This is a genomic window from Amycolatopsis sp. FBCC-B4732 (assembly GCF_023008405.1).
GTDB lineage: Bacteria > Actinomycetota > Actinomycetes > Mycobacteriales > Pseudonocardiaceae > Amycolatopsis > Amycolatopsis pretoriensis_A.
The window spans coordinates 5,221,248-5,237,852 of the sequence record NZ_CP095376.1; the positions used below are offsets into that span (position 1 = coordinate 5,221,248).

The 16,605-nt window shown below is 72.7% G+C and carries 17 protein-coding genes and 1 pseudogene; 8 read left to right on the top strand and 10 right to left on the bottom strand.

Annotated features, from left to right (window positions below):
- Window position 1: 1 nt before the first annotated feature.
- Both rapZ and uvrC read right to left on the bottom strand, forming a co-directional pair.
- The gene (rapZ, locus tag MUY14_RS22335) at window positions 2-859 is read right to left on the bottom strand and encodes an RNase adapter RapZ (protein WP_003101350.1); all 858 of its coding nucleotides are present in this window, start codon (window positions 857-859) and stop codon (window positions 2-4) included.
- Window positions 860-901: 42 nt separating this feature from the next.
- Window positions 902-2,857, bottom strand: a complete 1,956-nt coding sequence (gene uvrC, locus MUY14_RS22340; protein WP_247011553.1) for an excinuclease ABC subunit UvrC — start codon at window positions 2,855-2,857, stop codon at window positions 902-904.
- A 215-nt stretch (window positions 2,858-3,072) separates the two neighbouring features.
- On the opposite strand from uvrC, the gene MUY14_RS22345 reads away from it, so the two are divergent.
- From MUY14_RS22345 to MUY14_RS22355, 3 genes are all read left to right on the top strand, one after another.
- Window positions 3,073-3,795, top strand: a complete 723-nt coding sequence (locus tag MUY14_RS22345; RefSeq protein ID WP_247011554.1) for a trypsin-like serine protease — start codon at window positions 3,073-3,075, stop codon at window positions 3,793-3,795.
- A gap of 67 nt (window positions 3,796-3,862) precedes the next feature.
- Window positions 3,863-4,639: an exodeoxyribonuclease III gene (locus tag MUY14_RS22350; protein WP_247011557.1), complete on the top strand. Its 777-nt coding sequence runs from the start codon at window positions 3,863-3,865 to the stop codon at window positions 4,637-4,639.
- A 42-nt stretch (window positions 4,640-4,681) separates the two neighbouring features.
- Entirely contained in the window at window positions 4,682-5,323 is a 642-nt protein-coding gene (locus MUY14_RS22355; protein WP_247011559.1) for a SecDF P1 head subdomain-containing protein, read from the top strand.
- Here the strand turns inward: MUY14_RS22355 and MUY14_RS22360 are convergent.
- The 5 genes from MUY14_RS22360 to rpe all read right to left on the bottom strand — a co-directional run bounded on the left by MUY14_RS22360 (window position 5,320) and on the right by rpe (window position 8,972).
- Window positions 5,320-5,763 carry a PH domain-containing protein gene (locus MUY14_RS22360; RefSeq protein WP_247011561.1) on the bottom strand — a complete coding sequence of 148 codons (444 nt, stop codon included), beginning with the start codon at window positions 5,761-5,763 and terminating at the stop codon, window positions 5,320-5,322. The genes MUY14_RS22355 and MUY14_RS22360 overlap by 4 nt on opposite strands.
- Entirely contained in the window at window positions 5,760-6,266 is a 507-nt protein-coding gene (ribH, locus tag MUY14_RS22365; protein WP_247011563.1) for a 6,7-dimethyl-8-ribityllumazine synthase, read from the bottom strand. Before ribH ends, MUY14_RS22360 begins: the two co-directional genes overlap by 4 nt.
- Entirely contained in the window at window positions 6,263-7,591 is a 1,329-nt protein-coding gene (locus MUY14_RS22370) for a bifunctional 3,4-dihydroxy-2-butanone-4-phosphate synthase/GTP cyclohydrolase II (RefSeq protein WP_247011565.1), read from the bottom strand. The genes ribH and MUY14_RS22370 overlap by 4 nt, the downstream gene beginning before the upstream one ends.
- A complete protein-coding gene (locus tag MUY14_RS22375) occupies window positions 7,588-8,220 on the bottom strand; it encodes a riboflavin synthase (RefSeq protein ID WP_247011567.1) in 633 nt (210 codons plus the stop codon). The genes MUY14_RS22370 and MUY14_RS22375 overlap by 4 nt, the downstream gene beginning before the upstream one ends.
- A gap of 80 nt (window positions 8,221-8,300) precedes the next feature.
- Complete coding sequence (rpe, locus tag MUY14_RS22380) at window positions 8,301-8,972, bottom strand: ribulose-phosphate 3-epimerase (protein ID WP_247025203.1); 672 nt, start codon at window positions 8,970-8,972, stop codon at window positions 8,301-8,303.
- Window positions 8,973-9,094: 122 nt separating this feature from the next.
- On the opposite strand from rpe, the gene MUY14_RS22385 reads away from it, so the two are divergent.
- From MUY14_RS22385 to MUY14_RS22405, 5 genes and pseudogenes are all read left to right on the top strand, one after another.
- A complete protein-coding gene (locus MUY14_RS22385; RefSeq protein ID WP_247011569.1) occupies window positions 9,095-10,057 on the top strand; it encodes a histidine kinase in 963 nt (320 codons plus the stop codon).
- The gene (locus MUY14_RS22390; protein ID WP_247011571.1) at window positions 10,018-10,293 is read left to right on the top strand and encodes an ATP-binding protein; all 276 of its coding nucleotides are present in this window, start codon (window positions 10,018-10,020) and stop codon (window positions 10,291-10,293) included. The genes MUY14_RS22385 and MUY14_RS22390 overlap by 40 nt, the downstream gene beginning before the upstream one ends.
- Window positions 10,290-10,810, top strand: a pseudogene (locus tag MUY14_RS22395) (response regulator transcription factor). The gene MUY14_RS22390 and the pseudogene MUY14_RS22395 overlap by 4 nt, the downstream one beginning before the upstream one ends.
- Before the next feature lie 157 nt (window positions 10,811-10,967).
- Window positions 10,968-12,362: an alkaline phosphatase gene (gene phoA, locus MUY14_RS22400; protein WP_247011573.1), complete on the top strand. Its 1,395-nt coding sequence runs from the start codon at window positions 10,968-10,970 to the stop codon at window positions 12,360-12,362.
- A gap of 104 nt (window positions 12,363-12,466) precedes the next feature.
- Window positions 12,467-13,591, top strand: coding sequence for a serine hydrolase (locus MUY14_RS22405; RefSeq protein WP_247011574.1), 1,125 nt, complete (start codon window positions 12,467-12,469; stop codon window positions 13,589-13,591).
- A gap of 153 nt (window positions 13,592-13,744) precedes the next feature.
- Here the strand turns inward: MUY14_RS22405 and MUY14_RS22410 are convergent, their stop codons facing one another.
- From MUY14_RS22410 to fmt, 3 genes are read right to left on the bottom strand one after another with little or no spacing between them, the layout of a single operon-like run.
- Window positions 13,745-14,242, bottom strand: coding sequence for a flavoprotein (locus tag MUY14_RS22410; RefSeq protein WP_247011575.1), 498 nt, complete (start codon window positions 14,240-14,242; stop codon window positions 13,745-13,747).
- Complete coding sequence (locus tag MUY14_RS22415) at window positions 14,239-15,663, bottom strand: RsmB/NOP family class I SAM-dependent RNA methyltransferase (protein WP_247011577.1); 1,425 nt, start codon at window positions 15,661-15,663, stop codon at window positions 14,239-14,241. The genes MUY14_RS22410 and MUY14_RS22415 overlap by 4 nt, the downstream gene beginning before the upstream one ends.
- Entirely contained in the window at window positions 15,660-16,586 is a 927-nt protein-coding gene (gene fmt, locus MUY14_RS22420) for a methionyl-tRNA formyltransferase (protein WP_247011580.1), read from the bottom strand. Before fmt ends, MUY14_RS22415 begins: the two co-directional genes overlap by 4 nt.
- Window positions 16,587-16,605 lie beyond the last annotated feature (19 nt).

The following is a 16,605-nucleotide window of genomic DNA, read 5'->3' on the forward strand; positions in this document are numbered from 1 at the left end:
GTTATTCACGACCAAGGTCGCGGTGCACCACCTTCACGGCCATTCCGTCCTCTTTGGACAGACGCTGGGCGAGCTCCACGGACAGCGCCACGCTGCGGTGCTTGCCGCCGGTGCAGCCGACGGCGAGCGTCAGGTACCGCTTGCCCTCGCGCTTGTAGCCGGCGCCGATCAGCCGCAGCAGCTGGTGGTAGCGGTCGAGGAACTCCTCGGCGCCCTCCTGCGAGAGGACGTAGTTGCGGACCTCGCCGTCGAGGCCCGTGTGCTCGCGCAGCTCCGGGATCCAGAACGGGTTCGGCAGGAACCGGACGTCCATCACCAGATCGGCGTCCATCGGCAGGCCGTACTTGTAGCCGAAGGACAGCACGGTGACCCGAGTCTGGGTGCTCGCTTCCGAGCCGAACGCGTCCTCGATCTTGGCGCGCAGGTCGTGCACCGACAGCGACGACGTGTCGAGCACCAGGTCGGCTTCCTCGCGCAGCGGCTCCAGCAGCGTCCGCTCCGCCGTGATGCCGTCGGCGAGCCGGCCGTCACCCTGCATCGGGTGGCCGCGGCGGACGGCCTCGAACCGCCGCACCAGCACGGCGTCGGTCGCCTCCAGGAACAGCACGCGCGGCTTGTAGCCCCGGGCGTCCAGGTCCTTGATGACCGAGGCGAGGTCGTCGGTGAACGCGCGCGAGCGCACGTCCATGACGACGGCCACCTTCGTGATCGCGCCGCGCGCCTGCGCGCCCAGCTCGACCATGGTGGCGATCAGTTCCGGGGGCAGGTTGTCGACGACGAACCAGCCCAGGTCCTCCAGGCACTTGGCCGCGGTGCTGCGGCCCGCCCCGGACAACCCGGACACGACCGCGACCTCCATGCCGGACCCGCGGATCTCCTCTTGCGCACTCACTGTGTTTCCCTACTCCCCTGCTTTCGTGCCGTTGCTCGCGCCGGACTCCCCGGCCAGCGCGGCGACCACGGCCTCCGCGGTGCGCCTGCCGAAGCCGGGCACCGCCTCGATCTCTTCGATCCTGGCCTGCTTGAGCTTCTTCACCGAGCCGAAGTGCTTGATCAGCGCGGTCCGGCGAGCCTGCCCCAACCCCGGCACACTGTCCAATTCGGACGTCTGCAGGCGCTTGGAGCGCTTCTCGCGGTGGTAGGCGATGGCGAACCGGTGGGCCTCGTCGCGCAGCCGCTGCAGCAGGTACAGCCCCTCCGACGTGCGCGGCAGGATCACCGGGTCCGGGTCCGCCGGCAGCCACACCTCTTCGAGCCGCTTCGCCAGCCCCACCACGGCGATGTCGGTGATCCCCAGCTCGGCCAGCACGTCGGCGGCCGCGGTCGCCTGCGGGCCCGCGCCGTCGACGACCAGCAGGTTCGGCGGGTAGGCGAACTTCTTCGGCCGCCCGGTCTCCGGGTCGAGGCCGGGCTTGCTCGTCTCCTCCGCCGTTTCCTTGAGGTAGCGGGAGAAGCGGCGGCGCACGACCTCGGCGATCGAAGCGACGTCACCCTCTTCGGCCGCCTCGCGCAGCGCGAAGCGGCGGTACTCGGACTTGCGCGCCAGCCCGTCCTCGAACACGACCAGCGACGCCACGACGTCGCTGCCCTGGATGTGGCTGATGTCGATGCATTCGATGCGCAACGGCGCGGTGTCCAGCGCCAGGAACTCCTGCAGCTCGGTCAACGCCGCCGAGCGGGCCGTCAGGTCGCCCGCGCGGCGCAGCTTGTGCTGGGTGAACGCCTCCCCCGCGTTGCGCTGCACGGTCTCCGCCAGCGCCTTCTTGTCGCCGCGCTGAGGCACCCGCAGCTGGACCCGCGAGCCGCGCAGCCCGCTCAGCCACTCCGCGACCGCCTCGGCGTCCGCGGGCAGCTCCGGGACCAGCACCTCGCGCGGGACCACCGGGCCGGCGTCGACGTCGTCGCGGGCGTCCAGCTCGGCTTCGTCGCCGTAGAACTGGGTGAGGAAGTGATCGACCAGCGCCGGGACGTCCATCTCCTCGGCCTTGTCGATCACCCAGCCGCGCTGGCCGCGGACCCGGCCGCCGCGCACGTGGAAGACCTGGACCGCGGCTTCGAGGTCGTCGTGGGCGAACGCGACGACGTCGGCGTCCGTGCCGTCGCCGAGCACCACGGCCTGCTTCTCCATGGCCCGGCGCAGCGCGCCCAGGTCGTCGCGCAGGCGCGCGGCGCGCTCGAACTCGAGCTCCTCCGACGCGGCGGCCATCTCGGTTTCGAGCCGCTTGATCATGACGTCGGTCTTGCCTGCCAGGAAGTCGCAGAAGTCCTCGACGATGTCGCGGTGCTCGACGGCCGAGACGCGCCCGACGCACGGCGCCGAGCACTTGTCGATGTAGCCGAGCAGGCACGGGCGGCCGATCTGGCCGTGGCGCCGGAACACCCCGGCCGAGCAGGTGCGGGCCGGGAACACGCGCAGCAGCAAGTCGAGCGTCTCGCGGATGGCCCACGCGTGCGCGTACGGGCCGAAGTACCGGACGCCCTTCTTGCGCGCACCGCGGTAGACGTGCAGGCGGGGGAACTCCTCGCTCAGCGTCACCGCGAGCATCGGGTAGCTCTTGTCGTCGCGGTAGCGGACGTTGAACCGGGGGTCGAACTCCTTGATCCAGTTGTACTCGAGCTGGAGCGCCTCGACCTCGGTGGTGACCACGGTCCACTCGACGCTCGCGGCCGTGGTGACCATCTGGCGCGTGCGCGGGTGCAGGCCGGAGAGGTCGGCGAAGTAGGAGTTCAGCCTGCTGCGGAGGCTTTTCGCCTTGCCGACGTAGATGACCCGCCTGGTCGCGTCGCGGAATTTGTACACGCCAGGGGCATCCGGGATGCTCCCCGGCGAGGGACGGTAGGTGGTCGGGTCAGCCACGGGTCAAGACTATGGGGCGGCACCGACAGTTTCCGCACGCCCCCGGTCGTCGTGAGTGTTCGGGGCGGTCAGAACCGCCCTGAACACCCAGGAGGACCCGCACCGCCGGAAGTAGGGTGATCGCCGGCTTCCGACTTTGGGAGGTGTCCCCCCGGGTGACGCGGTGGTTACTTTCCGACCAGCCTGTTCCGGGCTCTTCCGAAAGGATCACCACCGTGAGCTCTCTCCGTGTTCTGGGCGCCGCTTCGGCGGCCGCCGTCGCGCTGACCCTCGCGGGTGGCGCCGTCGCCACCGCCGGCGTCCAGCCGAACATCGTCGGCGGCACGACCGCCCCCACCGTCTCGTGGGGCGCCCAGGTCTACGTCAACACCCCGGGCCGCGACTTCGAGGGCTTCAACTGCTCCGGCACGGTCATCGCCGCGCGCTGGGTGATGACCGCCGTGCACTGCCTCGACCAGGACGGCTCGGGCATGCACGTCAAGGTCGGCAGCAACACGCTGTTCTCGGGCACGCAGATCGCCGTCGACGGGAAGTACGAGTCCCCGAACGGCGACATCGCGCTGCTGCACCTGGCGTCGGCGACGAGCGCGGCGCCGATCAAGCTGGGCGGCGCGGACCCGTCCACGGGCAGCACCAACCAGCTCTACGGCTGGGGCCGCACCACCCCGACCGGCCCGCCGGCCTCGGCCCTCAAGACGGCGAACGTCCAGGTGACCGGCCGTTCGACGGACGCCTACGGCGGCCGCGCGATCCAGAGCGTCGGCATCAACGGCTCGGCGTGGAAGGGCGACTCGGGCGGCCCCGAGGTGTCGGGCGGCGTGCAGGTCGGCGTCGCGTCGACGGTCCAGAACCAGAGCGGCACCAACACGCGCGGCACGAACAACTACGCCAGCGTGGCTTCGAGCCGCTCCTGGATCCGGACGACCGCGGGCGTGTGAGTTCGGCGGGGCGGCGCGGTCTCGCGCCGCCCCGGTTTCGTCGGTGGCGTGTGGGATGCTCGCGGGCATGCGGATCGCCACGTGGAACGTGAACTCCATCGTCCCCCGCCTGCCGCGCGTGCTGGAGTTCCTGGAGCGGACGGCACCGGACGTGCTGTGCCTGCAAGAACTGAAGAACACGACGGAGAAGTTCCCCGCCGCCGAGGTCGAGGCGCTGGGGTACGAGGTCGCCGCGTACGGGCTGGGGCGCTGGAACGGCGTCGGGATCGTGTCGCGCGTGGGGTTGTCGGACGTCGTGCGCGGGCTGCCCGGTGAGCCTTCGTTCGACGGGGCCACGGAGGCGCGGGCCGTGGGCGCCACGTGCGGTGGGGTGCGGGTGTGGTCGGTGTACGTGCCCAACGGACGGGAGCCGGACAACCCGCACTACGCGTACAAGCTGGAGTGGCTGGAGGCGTTGCGGTCTCTCGTTTCTTCGGAGCTTTCTTCCGAGCCCTTCGCGGTTCTGGGTGATTTCAATGTCGCGCCGACGGATGCGGACGTGTGGGACATCGCGGTGTTCGCCGAGTCGACGCACGTGACACCGCCGGAGCGCGAGGCCCTGGCGCGGCTGCGGAAGCTGGGGTTGTCGGATGTGTTCCCGCGGCCGTTGAAGTACGACCACCCGTTCACGTACTGGGACTACCGGGCGGGGAACTTCCCGAACAACAAGGGCATGCGGATCGACCTGGTGTACGGGAACGCGGCGTTCACCGACGCGGTGACGGATTCCTACGTGGACCGGGACATGCGGAAGGGGAAGGGGCCGTCCGACCACGCGCCGATCGTGGTGGACCTGGACCTCTGAGCCGGGCGTAACAGGCGAGGCCGCGCCGCCGACTTGGGGCTCATGCGCTTCGCGGTTTTCCTTTCGGCCTTCGCTCTGCTGACCTCGGCCGGGTGCGGCGCCGTTATCGCCGGCCAGGCCGTGCCCGCCCCGGCGGCGCCGTCATCGGCCGCGCCGGTCAGCGGTCCGAAGCCGGCGGGGTTCCGCAAGGTCGTGGCCTACGCTTCGCGGATCGGCGGCACAGGAACCGCCGCGCCGCTCTCGCAGGCGGACCGGCAAAGCTGGGACGCGGCCCAGCAGACCGCCGCCGTGCAGGCGATCGACTGCACGCCCGGCAGGCCCGACCCGCTGGCGGGCCACGACGATCGTTCCCTGCCGCTGGTCACCTGCGGGCAGACCGACGACACGGCCTACGTCCTCGAGCCCGAGTTCCTCCCCGGGAGCGAAGTGGCCGACGCGACGGCCGGCTACGACCAGCAGCGCGGGCAATGGGTCGTGACCCTCACGTTCAAGGCGGCGGGCACGAAGACCTGGGCCGACTTCACGAGCAAGAACCTCAACCAGCAGGTCGCGTTCGTCTTGGACAGCCAGGTGCTGTCGGCGCCGAACATCCAGGTCGCGATCCTCGACGGCACCACCCAGATCACCGGCAATTTCACCGAGCAGCGCGCTCGCGAACTGGCCCGTCAGATCAGGGGCGGCTAGCCGCCCGTCGCCGCGCGGTGCAGCTTCCGCAACGCTCGGACCGCTTCCACCGCACGGTCACGATCGACCGCCTGCACCGCCATCACCGCGTGGTACTCGTCGTCCGGCAGCTCCAACCGCGCCCACGACGCACCATCCGGGAAGCTCACCGACAGCACCTCGCTCCACGCGAACCGCCGGGTCATCACCACGTTGCGGACCTCGATGCCCTCCTCGTCCGCGCGGACCCTCGCGATCGCGAACAGCATCACCCCGCACGCCAGCAGGATGCCGATGCCGATCATCGCCGCCTGGTCGGAGCGCTGGAAGTGGACGCCCGTGTCGCCGTTGCGCAGCAGCACCGCCACCACCACGAACACCGCCAGCAGGGCCGCCGCCAGCACGCTGCACATGATCAGCGCGCGCCGCGGGCGGATCACCAGGAGAGTCTTCACGGTCACACGAAACCCCGCTCGGTCCACGGCTGGCGCAGGCTCTTCAGCACGTGCGCCGTGTCCAAGGCGGCCACCGTCGCCTCGTAGCCCTTGTCCTCCTTGGCGCCCGGCCGGCCCGAGCGGTCCACCGCCTGCTCGTGCGTGTCGCACGTCAGGACGCCGTTGCCGACCGCCGTGCTCTCGTCCAGGGCCACGCGGGTCAGGCCCGCCGTCACCGCGTCGCACACGTACTCGAAGTGGGGGGTGCCGCCGCGGATGACCACGCCCAGTGCGACCACCGCGTCGTGGTTGCGGGCCAGTGCCTGCGCCACCACCGGGAGCTCGACCGCGCCCGCGACGTGGACCACCGTCGGATCCTCCTCCAGCTCCGCCTCGCGCGCCGCGAACAGGGCGCGCTCCAGCAGGACGTCGGTGATGTCCGCGTTCCAGCGGGTCGCCACGATGCCGAGCCTGAGGGACTTGCAGCCGGTCAGGTCCGGCGAAACGTCGGGACGGCCGTCGCCGCTCACTGTGGTCCTCCATCCGCGTGCTCGGTGCCCGCGCCGACCTGGTCGTAGTGCTCCAGCTGGGCCAGGTCGTGCCCCATCCGGTCGCGCTTGGTCCGCAGGTAGCGCAGGTTCTCCGGGTTCGGCGAGATCGGCAGCGGCACGCGCCCGGTGACGCGCAGGCCGTACCCCTCGAGGCCGATCCGCTTGGCCGGGTTGTTCGACAGCAGCCGCATCGTGCGGACGCCGAGGTCGCACAGGATCTGCGCGCCGGTGCCGTAGTCGCGGGCGTCGGCCGGGACGCCGAGGGCGAGGTTCGCGTCCACCGTGTCCGCGCCGTCGTCCTGCAGCTGGTAGGCCTGCAGCTTGTGCAGCAGCCCGATGCCGCGGCCCTCGTGGCCGCGGATGTAGAGCACGACGCCGCGGCCTTCGGCGGCCACCGCTTCCAGTGCCGCTTCCAGCTGCGGGCCGCAGTCGCAGCGCAGCGAGCCGAAGACGTCGCCGGTGAGGCACTCGGAGTGCACGCGCACCAGGATGTCCTGGCCGTCGCCGATCTCGCCGTAGACGAACGCGACGTGCTCGATGCCGTCCAGGAGCGAGTCGTAGCCGACCGCGCGGAACGTGCCCGCGGACAGCGGGATGCGCGCCTCGGCGACGCGCTCGACCTGCTTCTCGGTGCGACGGCGGTAAGCGATCAGGTCGGCGATCGTGATGATCGCCAGGTCGTGGTCGGCCGCGAACACCTCGAGCTCGTCGCGGCGCGCCATGTCGCCTTCGTCCTTCTGCGACACGATCTCGCAGAGGACGCCCGCCGGCGCGAGCCCGGCCAGCCGGGCCAGGTCGACCGACGCCTCGGTGTGCCCGGGGCGGCGAAGCACGCCGCCTTCCTTGGCGCGCAGCGGGACGACGTGGCCGGGGCGGCGGAAGTCCTTCGCCGTCGACGCCGGGTCGGCCAGCAGGCGGATCGTGTGCGCGCGGTCGGCGGCCGAGATGCCGGTGGTGATGCCGTCGGCGGCGTCGACCGTGACGCTGTACGCGGTGCCCCGCGCGTCCTGGTTGGTGTGGTACATCGGCGGCAGGTCCAGCCGGTCCGCTTCGGACTCGGTCAGCGCCACGCAGACGTACCCCGAGGTGTAGCGGACCATGAAGGCCAGCAGCTCCGGCGTCGCCTTTTCGGCGGCGAAGATGAGGTCGCCCTCGTTTTCGCGGTCTTCGTCGTCGACCACGACGACCGCGCGGCCCGCCGCGATGTCCGAGATGGCCCGCTCGATGGCGTCGGCGTCGAACACCGCGCCGGTGCCGCACGGGGTCCAGCCCGCCTCGGGCTCTGCCGCACTCGTCTCACTCATGACCGCTGCTCCTCCGTGCCGCCGTCCCGATTGTGCACCTGGTCGCGGATGTGCGCCTCGGCCAGCTTCTCCACGTACTTCGCGACCACGTCGACTTCGAGGTTGACCAGGTCGCCCGCTTCGCGCCCGCCGAGCGTGGTCGCCTCGAGGGTGGTCGGGATCAGGGCCACCGCGAACTGGTCGGCGCTGATCGCCGCGACCGTCAGCGAGATGCCGTCGACCGCGATCGAACCCTTCTCGACCACGTACCGGGACAGGTGCCCCGGCAGCGCGAACGTCGTGACGCCGTTGCCGTCGCGGCCCAGGAAGACCCCGGTCCCGTCGACGTGGCCCTGCATGATGTGCCCGCCGAGCCGCCCGCCCGCCGGGGTAGCGCGCTCCAGGTTGACCCGGTCACCGACCGCGACCTTGGCCAGGCTCGAGCGCTGCAGCGTCTCGTTGACGACGTCGACGGTGAACTCGCCGTCCCCCACCTCGACGACGGTCAGGCAGACGCCGCTGACCGCGATGGAGTCGCCGTGCGCGGCGTCGCTGGTCACCAGCGGGCCGCGGACCCGCAGCCGCGCCGCGTTGGTCAGCTGCTCGACCGAGGTGACCTCGCCGATCTCCTCGACAATGCCGGTGAACACGTCCTGCCTCCTTGTGCGCCGCTGCTCCCCATCCAACACCCGCCGCGGCCCGGTGGCTTCTCCGGTGCCGCCCGGGTGGGTCAGCCCGCCCGGCCCCGGGCCGCCTGCTCGCGCAGCGCGGCGACCGCTTTGCCCGGGTCGCCGGCGCCGTAGACGGCGGACCCGGCGACGAAGCAGTCGACGCCCGCCTCCGCGGCCTGCTCGATCGTGTCCGCGTTGATGCCGCCGTCGATCTCGACGACCAGCTTCAGGTGCCCGGTGTCGACCAGCCGCCGCGCGGTGCGGACCTTCTCCAGGACGTCGGCGATGAACGACTGCCCGCCGAAGCCCGGCTCGACCGACATCACGAGCAGCGTGTCGTAGTGCTTGAGCGCGTCGAGCCACGGTTCGAGCGCGGTGCCCGGCTTGAGCGACAGGCCGGCCTTCGCCCCGGCGGCGCGCAGGTTCTTCGCGAGCGCGATCGGGTCCTTCGCGGCTTCGGCGTGCACGGTGACGTTGTAGGCGCCGGCCTCGGCGTAGCCGATCGCCCAGCGGTCCGGGTCCTCGATCATCAGGTGGCAGTCGATCGGCACGTCGGTGCTCTTCAGCAGCGCCTTGACGACGGGGAGGCCGAGGGTCAGGTTGGGCACGAAGTGCGCGTCCATCACGTCGACGTGGACCCAGTCGGCACGGGTCTCCCCGCCGCTCGCGACGGCGGCGATCTCCTCGCCGAGCCGGGCGAAGTCCGCGGACAGGATGCTGGGTGCGATCAGGGGTCGGTCTGCCACGTCCCGAGTGTAGGAGGCCGCTGCTAACGGTCGCTAACCGGTTGTGACCAGGATCTGGCTCCGCGGAGGGAGGTGTGCGCCACTCCGGCCGCCCTGGGCTCGCCGCCATGTCCGATTTCTCGAGGTCCCTGCTGCGTCCCGGCGGCTACCGCAGCCTCCCGTACGCCGTGCTGGGCGCGGCGCTGACCGTCCCGGTGGCGCCCTTCGCCGTGCCGTGGGCCCTGCTGAGCCCGGCGGGACGGCCGCGCGTCCTGCTCGCGCTCGTCTCGCTCGCGGTCCTGCTGGGTCTGCTGGGGCTGCTGAGACCGGTGCGGCGCTTCGGCATCGCCGCGGCGAACGGGCTGCTGGGCACGTCGCTGCCGTCGCCGGGCCGGGCGCGGCCCGCCTGGCCGGACCGCCTGCGGTCCGGGGCGTGGCTGGTCCTGCACGCCGGGTTCGGCGGCCTCCTCGTGGTCGTCGACTGCCTCCTCCTCTTCGGTGTCTTCTCCGTCGCGATGTGGTTGCGCGGCGACCAGGACGAGTTCTCGTTCTTCGGCGCGAAGGCCGTCGCCGGGGCCTGGACACTACCCGCCTCGCTGGTCATGCCGGCGGCCGCGCTGCTGGTCACCGCGGCGGCCACGCGTGCTTTCCGGGCCGGTGCCACGGCGCTGCTGGGCCCCTCCGCGGCCGAACGCGCGGCGCTGGCCGAACGCCGCGCGGCCGTGCTCGCCCAGCGCAACCGGCTGGCCCGCGAGCTGCACGACTCGATCGGGCACACGCTCACGACGTCGACGATCCAGGCGGCCGCCGCGGCCGGGCTGGCCGAGACCGGCCCGGCGCAGGCGCGGGGCGCACTCGGCACGATCGAAGAAGCCTCCCGCAGCGCGCTGGAGGACCTCGACCACGTGCTGGGCCTGCTCCGCGACGAGCCCGCGGCGAAGGAGCCGCAGCGCACGCTGGCCGAGGTCGACGTCCTCGCCGTGCGCGCCCGCGAAGCCGGGCTCGACGTCCGGCCGGCGGTCGCCGGGCGGTCACCGCGCTGCCGGCCGCGGTGTCGCGGGAGGGCTACCGGATCGTCCAGGAGGGCCTGACGAACGCCCTGCGCCACGCCGGTCCGGGCGCGGTCGACGTCCGGGTCGAGGCCGGGCCGGAGCAGCTCGCCATCGCCGTGGTGAACGCGCTGGCCGTCGATCGGCCGCGGACCGGGCGGCACGGGCTGACCGGTCCGGCCGAGTGCGTCGAAGCCCTGCGCGGCGAGCTGGCCGCGGGCCCGGACGGCGAGCGGTGGCGGCTGCGCGCGACCATCCCGCTGCGGGCCGGCGCATGACGCCGACGGTGCTGCTCGCCGACAGCGCTGCTGGAGCAGCGGGCCTGCCCGTCGTCGGCGAAGCGGCCGACGGCGCCGAAGTGCTGCCCGCGGTGCGCCGGAGCCGCCCGGACGTCGTGCTGATGGACGTCCGGATGCCCGGCACCGACGGCATCGAAGCCACCCGGCAGGTGCTCGCCGCGCTCGACGACCCGCTGCTGGCCGGGGCCAGCGGGTTCCTGCTGAAGCGGGCGCGCAGGGAGGAGATCGCGCACGCCGTCGGTGACCGTCGCCGCCGGGCGGGAAGCACGCGCGGGCGGCGAAAACGCTCACCCGGCGCGAAGCCGAGGTGCTCCGGCTGATCGCCGGCGGACTGTCCAACCAGGACATCGCGGCGGCGCTGGTGATCAGCCTGGAGACGGTGAAGACCCACGTGGGCAACATCTTCGGCAAGCTCGGCGCCGGCAACCGCAGCCAAGCGGTGGTCATAGCGTACGAATCGGGCGTCGTGCGGCCGGGACACCTCGCCGGTCAATAACCGACGTGCTCCCGGTCACCCGCGGGAAGTCAGGAGTTCGGCCAGCGGACACCCGGGCGTCACTCCCAGTCCCTGCGCACCACACATGCAGAAGGACTAATAGCACGTGTCCGGAATCCGGGCGCTTACCTCCCGAAGTCCCCCAATGAGGAGAAACATGGCTTCGCTGTTCGCCGGCCGCCGCCGGTGGCTGGTCGCGGGCGCACTCGGCGCCGCGCTGGTCGCCGCCGCCCCCGTCGCCCTGGCCACCAACGGCTCCGACAACGCCGACGCGCGCTCATCCGCCGGCACCGGTGACCGCACGAACGACGTCCGTTCGGCGATCCAGGGCGGGCACGCCCGCAACGTGATCCTGTTCATCGGCGACGGCATGGGTCAGTCGGAGATCACCGCCGCCCGCAACTACGAGCGCGGCGCCGCCGGCCGGCTCGCGATGGACGAGCTGCCGCTCACCGGCGACTACACGACGTACGCCGTGGAGCAGAACAACCCGGCCAAGCCGAACTACGTGACCGACTCGGCCGCGTCCGGCACCGGCTGGGCCACCGGCACCAAGACCTACAACGGCGCGATCTCCGTCGACGCGTACGGCAACGACGTCCCGACGATCCTCGAGATCGCCAAGCGCAACGGCCTGCGCACCGGCGACGTCACCACCGCCGAGGTCCAGGACGCGACCCCGGCCGTGCTCGGCTCGCACGTCGTCAACCGCGACTGCAAGGGCCCGGTCGAGACGACCGCGAAGTGCGCGAAGAACGCCAAGGAGAACGGCGGCCTCGGCTCGATCTCCGAGCAGCTGGTGCAGACCCGCCCCGACGTCCTGCTGGGCGGCGGCGCGAAGTACTTCAACCAGCCGGTGACGGCGGGCAAGTTCAAGGGCAAGACCGTGCTGGAGCAGGCCAAGGCGGCCGGCTACAACGTCGTGAACACCGCGGCCGACCTGGCGAAGGCGCCGAAGGGCAAGCCGGTCCTCGGCCTGTTCGCCGAGGGCAACATGCCGGTCAACTGGACCGGCCCGGCGGCCGTCCACGGCGGCACCGCGCCGACCCGCTGCGCCACGAACGCGAACCTGCCCAAGACCCAGCCGAAGCTGGCCGACCAGACCCGCAAGGCGCTCGAGCTGCTCGACGACCGCCGTGCGGACAAGGGCTTCTTCCTCCAGGTCGAGGGCGCGAGCATCGACAAGCAGGACCACGCGGCCGACCCGTGCGGCCAGATCGGCGAGACGGTCGACTTCGACGCGGCGATCGCGGCGGGTACGGCGTTCGCCCGCAGCCACCCCGACACCCTGGTGCTGGTGACCGCCGACCACGGCCACAGCAGCCAGATCGTCGAGCCGACGGCCACCCCGGGCCTGACCGCGACGCTCGTCACCAACGAGGGCGCGAACATGACGCTGGCCTACGGCACCGCGGAGACCGGCGGCTCGCAGTCGCACACCGGTACCCAGGTGCGCATCGCGGGTCTCGGCCCGCAGGCGGCCAACATCGTCGGGCTGACCAACCAGACCGACCTCTTCGGGACCCTGAAGCGGGCCCTGAAGCTGCGCTGAGCGTGGTGGGGCAGGCCCCCGGTCCGTTCCGGCGGCCTGCCCCATGCCCCCTGGCGTCCCGGCTCCCTAGCGTGGGGAACACCGAGACACCAGGGGGTTTTCTCATGCGGAAGTCTTTGCGGATCATCACGGCCGGCACGCTCGCCGCCCTGCTCGCGGCCACGACGGCGGCACCGGCGCTGGCGGCCGGGTCACCGGTGGCCGGGTCACCGGTGACCGGCTCGCCGGTGCAGGCGAGCCTGGACGTCCTGACCGGCCAGGACGGCGTCCCGGGCGCGGCGGCGGTGGTCCAGGACGGCGCCCGGACGCGGGTCACGCGCAGCGGCGCCGGCGACGTCACCACCGGGAAACTGTTCCCGCGCAACGGTTCCTTCCGCGCGGGCAGCGTCACGAAGACGTTCGTGGCGACGGTCGTGCTGCAGCTCGTGGGCGAGGGCCGGGTGAAGCTGGACGCGCCGGTTTCGCAGTACCTGCCCGGGTTGCTGCCGGACCACCGGATCACCGTGCGGCAGCTGCTGCAGCACACGAGCGGGCTCTACAACTACACCGACGACCTCGACCTGGCGGACCCGGAGGCGTTGCGCCACCGCGGCGCCGAGCCGGCCGAGCTGGTGGCGATGGCCCTGAAGCACCCGGCGCTGTTCCCGCCGGGCACCGGGTGGTCGTACTCGAACACGAACTACATCGTGGCGGGGATGCTCGTCGAGCGCGTCACGGGGCAGCCGCTGGACACCTCGATCGCGCACCGCATCACCCGGCCGCTCGGCTTGCGCGACACGTACCTGCCCCGCCGCGGCGACGAAAAGCTGCCGTCCCCGCACGCGGTCGGGTACGCCCCGATCGGCGGGAAGCTGGTGGACTTCAGCGACTTCGACGCGACGATCGCGGGCGCGGCGGGCGGCTTGGTGAGTACCCCGGCCGACCTGGACCGGTTCTACGGCGCTTTGCTGGGCGGGCGGTTGCTGCGCCCGGCCGAGCTGACGGAGATGCGCCGCACGGTCCCCGCCGAGCTGGGGGTCCCGGGCGCGCGGTACGGGCTGGGGCTGGGGAGCATTCCGGTGTCGTGCGGGCAGTTCTGGGGGCACGAAGGCGGGATCATCGGCTTCACGAACCTGGCGGGCGTCGGTCCGGGCGGACGCCGGGCAACGGTGGTGCTGAACGAGAACCCGACCCCGGCGGAGACGAGCGGCCACCTCCTGGCGGCGATGGACGCGGCGGTGTGCTCGTAGGCCGGAGGGCCGGAGGGCCGGAACTGTCGGTGGTGACCGGTAGCGTGGAAATGGGGGCGCAGCCGCGGCTGCACTCCCGTGTCCAGCACCGGCGCGGCGAGAACCCGGCCTCCGCCCAGCTCGGCGCCGCCTCGCCGGGAGCCGACGCAGCGCTCAGGGCAGCAGGTCGAGCGCCTCGGTCCACGAGCGCCGGGGATCCAACCGGTGCAGCGTTACCCCGGCTTCCGACAGGGTGTCGAGGTGGCGCTGCCACGCCGGGTGGTGGACCCGGGTCTGCTGGATCTGGTACGCCACCACGATCGTGATCCCCGGCGCGCCCAGCACGTCGCCCAGCACCGTCAGGGCCTGGTTGTCCGCGATGCCCAGCGCCAGCTTCGCCACCGAGTTGGCCGACGCCGGGGCGAACAGGAACACCTCCGGGTCCGGGTGCGGCCGCGGCTCGCCCGGGAGGCGGGAGACGCTGCGGACCGGCAGGTCGGAGCACGCCGCGACCTCGTCGAGTGCGCCCGCGGACTCCAGCCAGCTCATCGCGGTCGGCGTCAACGTGATTGCCGTCCGCCAGCCGCGCTCCGCGGCGGGGCGGGCCAGCTCGGCGGCGAACCGGACGTCCAGTCCGCCGCACGAGCCAGCCACCAGGCCGAGGGTTCTCACGGCTTGCGCAGCACGCCGCAGAACATCGCGTCCGTGCCGTGGCGGTGCGGCCACAGCTGGACGTACGGGCCGTCGCCGAGCTCCGGGACGCCCGGGAACAACCCGCGCGCGTCCAGCACCTCGGCCTTCAGCCGGCGCGCGGTCTCCGTCAGCACGCCTTCGGTCTCGGCGAGGTGCGGCGAGCAGACGACGTACGTCAGCGCGCCGCCGGGCCGCAGCAGGGCGTAGGCCGCGTTGATCAGCTCGCCCTGCAGCTTCGTCAGGTCGGCGACGTCGGACGGCTGACGCCGCCAGCGTGCTTCCGGCCGCCGCCGCAGGGCGCCGAGGCCGCTGCACGGCGCGTCGACGAGGATCCGGTCGTAGCCCGGCTCGAGGCCGCTCTCGCGACCGTCGGCGACGTGCACCTTCACCGGCAGCCCGGTCGTGGCCTTCTCGACGAGCTTCGCGCGGTGCGGCGCGATCTCGACGGCGTCCACGGTGGCCCCGCTCAGCGCCGCCAGCGCGCCGAGCAGCGCGGCCTTGCCGCCGGGGCCCGCGCACAGGTCGAGCCAGCGCTCGTCGGTGCCTTCGACCGGCACCTTCGTCGCGGCGATCGCACAGAGCTGGCTGCCCTCGTCCTGGACCGCCGCGAGCCGCTCGCGGACCGGCTCCATGCCGGCCGGGTCGCCGGCGCCCGCGGGCAGGTGGACGCCGTAGGGCGAGTACGGCGCCGGGTCGCCGCCGGTGATCGCGGCCAGCTCGTCGGCGCTGATCTCGCCGGGACGGGCGACGAGGTGCACCTCGGGCCGCGCGTCGTCGGCTTCGAGCGCGGCCTTGAGGCCGGCGCCCTTGTCGCCCAGCGCTTCGGCGAACGAGCGGGCGATCCAGCGCGGGTGCGCGGTCCGCAGCGCGTAGGCCCCGATCGGGTCGGCCGCGTCGTCCGGCGCGAGCTCGTCGAGCCACGCCGCTTCGTCCTTTTCGGACACCTTGCGCATGACGGCGTTCGCGAAACCCGTTGCCCACGAACCCCCTTCCGCGCGCACGAGGTCCACAGTGGACGTCACGGCGGCGTGCTCGGGGATGCGCGTGCGCAACAGCTGGTAGACGCCGAGGCGCAGCGCGTCGAGCACCGCGGGGTCGGTCTGCGAGAGCGGCCGCTCCGCGCACGACTCGATGACGGCGTCGAGCAGCCCCTGGGCGCGCGAAGCGCCGTACGCGAGTTCGGTGGCCAGCGCCGCGTCGCGGCCGGTGATCCGCCGCTCGCGCAGCAGGTCCGGCAGGACGAGGTTGGCGTAGGCGTCCTTGGTCCGCACGGCCGCGAGGACGTCGAACGCGGCCTGCCGGGCCGGGTCCACCGACGGCGGGCGGCGCGGGCCTTCCTTGCGCGGCGCCGGGCGGCCCCGCTGCGGCCGTGACGGACGTCGTTCCCTATTGTCGTTCACCGGAGGCGCTCTCCCTGGTCGATCCTCGTACCGCGCGCCCAGTCGGTGGCCGCCATCCGTTTCTTGCCGGGTGCCTGGACGTCGCCGAGCCGCAGCGGCTTCGTCGCCGTCCCGACCAGCACCCGTTTGCGCTCGACGACGATCTCGCCCGGCGGCGGGCCGGGCTCGTCGAGCACCGTGACCGGGCCGAGCTTGAAGCGCTCGCCGCGGAACTCCGCCCACGCGCCCGGGTCCGGCGTGACCGACCGGATCTGCCGGTCGACCGCCGAGGCCGGGTCGGCGAAGGACACGCGCGCGTCCTCGACCGTCACCTTCGGCGCGTAGCTGAGGCCCTCGGCGGGCTGCTCGCGCGCGACCAGGCTGCCGTCGGCGAGACCGTCCATGGTGGACAGCAGCAGCTTCGCCCCGGACTCCGCGAGCCGCCCGAGCAGGCCGCCCGCCGTGTCGGTGGCGCCGATGGCCTCGGTGACGACGCCGTAGACCGGGCCCGCGTCCAGCTCCTTGACGATCCGGAACGTCGAGGCCCCGGTGATCTCGTCGCCGGCCCGGATCGCGGCCTGGACCGGCGCGGCGCCGCGCCACGCGGGCAGCAGCGAGAAGTGCAGGTTCACCCAGCCGAGCCGCGGGATGTCGAGGGCGGCCTGTGGCAGCAACGCCCCGTAGGCGACGACCGGGCAGGCGTCCGGCGCGAGCTCGGTGAGCCGCGCGAGGAAGGCGGGATCACCGGCGCGGGCGGGCGTGAGGACCTCGATGCCGTGCTCGTCGGCGAGCGCGCCGACGGGCGACCGCACGACCCGGCGGCCGCGGCCGGCCTGCGCATCGGGACGGGTGACGACCGCGACGACCTCGTGCCGCCCGGAGTCGAGCAGCGCGCGCAGCGCGGGGACCGCCGGTTCGGGAGTGCCGGCGAAGACGAGCTTCATCGGCCCACCCCCGGCGGGA